This is a genomic window from Verrucomicrobiota bacterium (assembly GCA_037139415.1).
Lineage (GTDB): Bacteria > Verrucomicrobiota > Verrucomicrobiia > Limisphaerales > Fontisphaeraceae > JBAXGN01.
The window spans coordinates 1-5,398 of the sequence record JBAXGN010000303.1 but is presented as its reverse complement, the minus strand read 5'-3'; the positions used below and the strand labels follow the sequence as shown (position 1 = coordinate 5,398).

4 protein-coding genes are annotated in these 5,398 nt (G+C 61.7%); all 4 read left to right on the top strand.

Translation table 11 applies throughout. The features are described 5' to 3' along the window. Window positions 1-535 precede the first annotated feature (535 nt). Window positions 536-2,008 carry a sigma-54 dependent transcriptional regulator gene (locus WCO56_28695; protein ID MEI7733582.1) on the top strand — a complete coding sequence of 491 codons (1,473 nt, stop codon included), beginning with the start codon at window positions 536-538 and terminating at the stop codon, window positions 2,006-2,008. Window positions 2,009-2,021: 13 nt separating this feature from the next. Then, window positions 2,022-2,987: a MoxR family ATPase gene (locus WCO56_28690; GenBank protein ID MEI7733581.1), complete on the top strand. Its 966-nt coding sequence runs from the start codon at window positions 2,022-2,024 to the stop codon at window positions 2,985-2,987. Continuing rightward, window positions 2,984-4,360: a DUF58 domain-containing protein gene (locus WCO56_28685; GenBank protein MEI7733580.1), complete on the top strand. Its 1,377-nt coding sequence runs from the start codon at window positions 2,984-2,986 to the stop codon at window positions 4,358-4,360. Before WCO56_28690 ends, WCO56_28685 begins: the two co-directional genes overlap by 4 nt. Before the next feature lies 1 nt (window position 4,361). Next, on the top strand, window positions 4,362-5,398 hold a 1,037-nt coding region (locus WCO56_28680), incomplete at its 3' end, for a stage II sporulation protein M (protein ID MEI7733579.1).

The window sequence follows — 5,398 nt, the reverse complement described above, 5'->3', positions numbered from 1 at the left end:
AAAAAATCACCGAAAACAGTTGCAAAAATTAACACCGTTGCTGGGGAGAGGGAAAACCGCTCGCCGGGTTTTGATATTCCAAAGGTCATGCGTGCGCTCCCGCGTGGACGGATTCTGTGCCGGACGCCGAAGACTCGCATGTAACCCATCATCCGCTCCCTTAGCCGCAGAACGGGCCTCCTCTCCCCAAGGGAGAGGAAAGAGGTGAGGGGGCACGAAACTCTGGGAATTTCCCCTCTGCCAAAATCTCCCGCGCCACTCCATTTAGGTCTCCTCAGGTACACCCGCGCTCACTCCAGTGGACGCGGCAAATCCAAAGCGGTGCCGCCCGCCGCCCCCATTTCCCCCTTCGGTTGCCACCGCACTCCAAATTTTTCCGCGCCTTCATATTTGAGACTCCTTACGTCGTCACCTACGTTTGTGGTTGGGCCGACATTTTTCATTTTCCTGCGGGCCCGGTATCTGCTTTAATCAAGCCGTATCGGGGATGGCATGGCTCAAGCATGGCCCCAGGCGGCGTGAAACCTGCGTGATTATGGATAAATTGTTATTGGTGGATGATGAAGCGGATGTGCGGTACTCGTTCCAGCGAATTTTTCATTCGCCGGAGGTTGAGTTTGCGACCGCCTCAAGCGGTGAGGAGGCCCTGCGGCTGATTCCCAAACTCAAGCCGGACCTCGTCATCATGGATGTGCGCATGACCGGCCTGAGCGGGTTGGAAACGCTGCGCCGGCTGCGCCAGATGGATGCCAAGCTGCCGGTGATCATGATGACGGCCTACGGCACCACGCAGACGGCCATCGAGGCGATGAAGCTGGGCGCATTTGATTATCTGCTGAAGCCGTTTGATGTGCCCAAGCTGAAACAGATCGTGGCCACCGCGCTCAAAGCCGCCCACGACATGAAGCAGGTGGTCTCCTACCAGCCGCTGCTGGAATCGGAGGAGCATGAGCAGGGCATCGTGGGCCGCAGCCAGCCCATGCAGGAGGTGTACAAGCTCATCGGGCAACTGGCCGCCTCGGACGCGACCGCGCTGGTCACCGGGGAGAGCGGCACGGGCAAGGAGCTGGTGGCGCGCGCGATCTATCACCACAGCCGGCGCAACGGGCATCCGTTCCTGGCCATCAATTGCGCCGCCATTCCGGAGAACTTGTTGGAAAGCGAGTTGTTCGGGCATGAGAAAGGCGCGTTCACCGGCGCCAACGCCCAGCGCATCGGCAAGTTCGAGCAGTGCAATCACGGGACGATTTTCCTGGATGAGATCGGGGACATGACGCCGGCGACGCAGACGAAGATGCTGCGGGTGCTGCAATCCGGCACGTTCGAGCGGGTGGGGGGGAACCAGTCGGTGCAGGTGGATGTGCGCATCATCGCCGCCACGAACAAGCCGCTGGAGCGGGCGGTGGCCGCCCGGGAGTTCCGCGAGGATCTGTTCTACCGGTTGAACGTGGTGCGCATTCATCTGCCGCCGTTGCGCGAGCGCCGCGAGGATATCAAGCTGCTGGTGCATTATTTTGCGAAGAAGTTCGCCCGGCAGTTCAAGCAGCCGCCCAAGTCCGTCGCGCAGGAGGCGATGCAGGCGCTGGAGCAGCATCCCTGGCCGGGCAATGTGCGCGAGTTGGAGAACGCCATCCAGCGCGCCATCGTGGTGGCCAAGAGCCCCGTGCTCATGGCGGCGGATCTGCCTCCGGAAATCATCGCCCGGGCCACCAGTGTCACGCCCGGCCTCGCGCCCGCCGCCGCCGCCGAACCCGCGGCCCCATCCCCCGCCCCGGCGGAGGGCGGCTCCCTCACGGTGGCAGACCTGGCACAAAAGCTGTTTGCCTGGGCGCGGCAGAATCCCGAGGCGGAAGTGCTGCCCACGGTGGAGCGGGAGCTGGTCATCCAGGCGCTCCGGGCCACGCTCGGCAACCAGGTGCAGGCGGCGAAATTATTGGGCATCACCCGCGCCACGCTGCGCAAACGGGTAGAACAGTTTAATATTAAAAAAGAAGTATCCGTTCAATAATACACGACTGGTTATGGCTGAAAACACCGAACAGTTAAAGCAGGTCCTGACGGCGGCGCGCGCCGAGGTCGCCCGGGTGATCATCGGGCAGAAAGAAGTGGTGGATTATGCGTTGATCGCCATCTTCACCGGGCATCACGCGCTGATCGAGGGCGTGCCCGGCGTGGCCAAGACGCTGCTGGTGCGCACGCTGGCGCGCGTGTTGGGCTGCGAGTTCGCGCGCATCCAGTTCACGCCGGACCTCATGCCGGCGGACATCACCGGCACGAACGTCTTCAACCTGCAACGCAATGAGTTCAACCTGATCAAGGGCCCCATTTTCACCAGCTTCCTGCTGGCGGATGAAATCAACCGCGCCCCCGCCAAGACGCAGTCCGCGCTGTTGCAGGCGATGCAGGAGCGGGCGGTGACCATTGACCGGGAGACGCACCCGCTCTCCACCAATTTCACGGTGTTCGCCACGCAGAACCCGATCGAGTACGAAGGCACGTATCCCCTGCCCGAGGCGCAAAAGGACCGGTTCATGCTCAAGATCACGATGCAGGCGCCCACGCGGGATGAGGAATGCGCCCTGGCCCGCCGCATGCTCGGCAATGAGGCGCCGGAAACAACGCTCGCCAGCGGCGCGGTGCAACCGGTCATCACACCAGAGCATCTGACCCTGCTGCGCCAGTCGCTGGCCGGCATCACGGTGCGGGAAGACCTGGTGCCGTACCTGACGGACTTGGTGCGGGCCACGCGCACCCACGAGGCCGTGCTGGTGGGGGCGGGCCCCCGCGCCACGCAAAGCCTGCTGTTGGCCAGCCGCGCCGTGGCGGCCATCGCCGGACGCGACTTCATCACGCCTGACGACATCAAAGCCATGGCGGTGCCGGTGCTGGAGCATCGGTTGATTCTGCGCCCGGAGTTCGAGATCGAGGGCCTGAGCGTGCGCGAGGTGATTGACAAAATTCTACAGCAAGTGGCCGTACCCCGATGATGGCGCCCCGGAGCAAGCTGCTCCTGTGGTTCGGGCTGACCGCCCTGCCCTTGAGCCTGATCCCCGCTCTGAAACCCGAGGCCACGGCGGTCGCCACCTTGGGGATTGGCGTCCTGCTGCTGTTGCTGCTGCTGGACGCCTTGCGCGCTTACGGCAGCCTGGACCATCTGCACGTGGAATTACCGCCGGTGCTCCGGCTCTCCAAGGATCGCGAAGGCACCTTGGAATTACGGGTTCACAATCAGACGCGGCAGGCACGCACGCTGCGGGTGGGCCTGCCCTTTCCCCGGGAAATCACCTCGCCGCTCGAAGACCAGAGCATTCAACTGGCCGCGGACGCAGAATGGTCCACGGCACACTGGCCCTGCACCGCGGTGCGGCGCGGCAATTATGCGCTGAACACGGTTTATGTCGAAGGGGTTTCCCCCTTCGGCTTTTGGTCCGTCCGCAACGCGCAACCGGTTGCCACGCAAATCCGGGTTTATCCCAACTTGAAGCAGGACCGCAAGAGTTTGGCGGCGCTGTTTCTGAATCGCGGCGCCTTTGGCGTTCATGCGCACCGGCAGGTGGGCAAAGGGCGCGACTTTGAAAAGCTGCGGGAATATGTTCCCGGCGACAGCTACGATGATATTCATTGGAAAGCCACGGCCCGGCGCGCCCGCCCGATCACCAAGGTGTTCCAGATCGAAAAAACCCAGGAAGTATATGTGGTCATTGATGCCTCACGCTTGAGCGCCCGTTCGGGACGGGGCACCATGGCTCCCGCGCCTGAAGTCGGTACATCCGTTGAAGCAACGATCCAAGAGGAAACCCTGCTGGAGCGGTTCGTGACCTCGGCGCTGGTGCTGGGCATGGCCGCGGAACATCATGGCGATTTGTTCGGCCTGCTGACGTTCAGCGACCGGGTCGAAGCATTTGTGCGGGCGAAGAACGGCAAGGCGCATTACCAGACCTGCCGCGATGCCCTCTACACGCTGCATCCGCGCGAGGTGACGCCGGACTTTGATGATGTGGCCACGTTCCTGCGCCACACGTTGCGGCGGCGCGCCCTGCTGATATTCCTGACTTCGCTGGATGATCCCGTCGCGGCGGAGAACTTCGTGCGCCACGCCGAATTGCTCTGCCGCCAGCATGTGGTGCTGGTGAACATGCCCAAGCCGGCCGATGCGGCACCGATGTTCAGCAACCCGGAAGCGCCTGACGTGGACGCCCTCTACCGCCGCTTGGGCGGGCACTTGCAATGGCACAATTTGCGCGAGCTGCAGAAAGTGCTGGAGCGGCGCGGCGTTAAATTCTCGCTGGTGGATAATGATCGCCTGAGCGTGGAACTCGTGGCGCAATATTTGAGCGTCAAGCAACGGCAATTAATTTAAGATGATCATTGATCTGCCCAAATTCATCGCCGCTGAACGCCCATACTGGAACAAACTGGAGGCCGCCCTGAACCAATTGGAGGCGTCGCCCAACTGGCGCTTGCCGCTTTCCGAACTGCGCGAATTCCATTACCTCTACGAACGCGCCTCGGCTGACTTGGGCAAGATCAACACGTTCGCCTCGGAACCGGAGCTGCGCCGTTATTTGGAAAATCTGGTGGCGCGGGCGTACACGGAAATTCACGAGACGCGCGAACGGCAACACCGATTCTCCCTGTCCGACTGGTTCTTCAAAACCTTTCCGCAGACGTTTCGGCGGCAGGTCAACGCGTTTTACCTGGCGCTGGCGATCACCTTCGGCGGGTGCTGTTTTGGCGGGCTGGTAACGGTTCTGGACCCGGATTCCCGTTATGCCACCATGCCGTTTGGGCATGATCAACTGCGGCCACGCGAGCGGGTGGCTCAGGAGGAGAAGGCCAAAACCGATCGTTATGCCGGCCAGCGCGGGGGCTTCTCCAGTTACTTGATGACGCACAACACCCAGGTCTCCATTTTCACCCTGGCCCTGGGCATGACCTACGGGGTGGGCACCATCCTCATGCTGTTTTATAATGGCATCGCGCTAGGAGCCATCAGCCTGGATTATATCCTCGACGGGCAGTCACTATTCCTGTGCGGCTGGATTTTACCGCATGGCAGCATCGAATTACCAGCCATCCTCATCGCCGGTCAGGCGGGCCTGGTGCTGGCTGGCGCATTGATTGGACGCGGACGCCGGGAAGCGCTGCCAACCCGGGTACGTCTGATTGCGGGTGACCTTACGACTTTGATTGGAGGGGTGGCGACACTGCTGATTTGGGCGGGATTCGTGGAAGGTTTTTTATCACAATACCACGAGCCGGTGATTCCTTACTGGTTGAAAATATCGTTTGGCCTGGTGGAATTGGCGCTGCTGGTGGCCTTCCTCTCCAAGTCTGGAGCAGGTATCCTTACGCCCCAATCGCCAGCCGCCGGGCCAACACCTCAGGCAAATCGGCA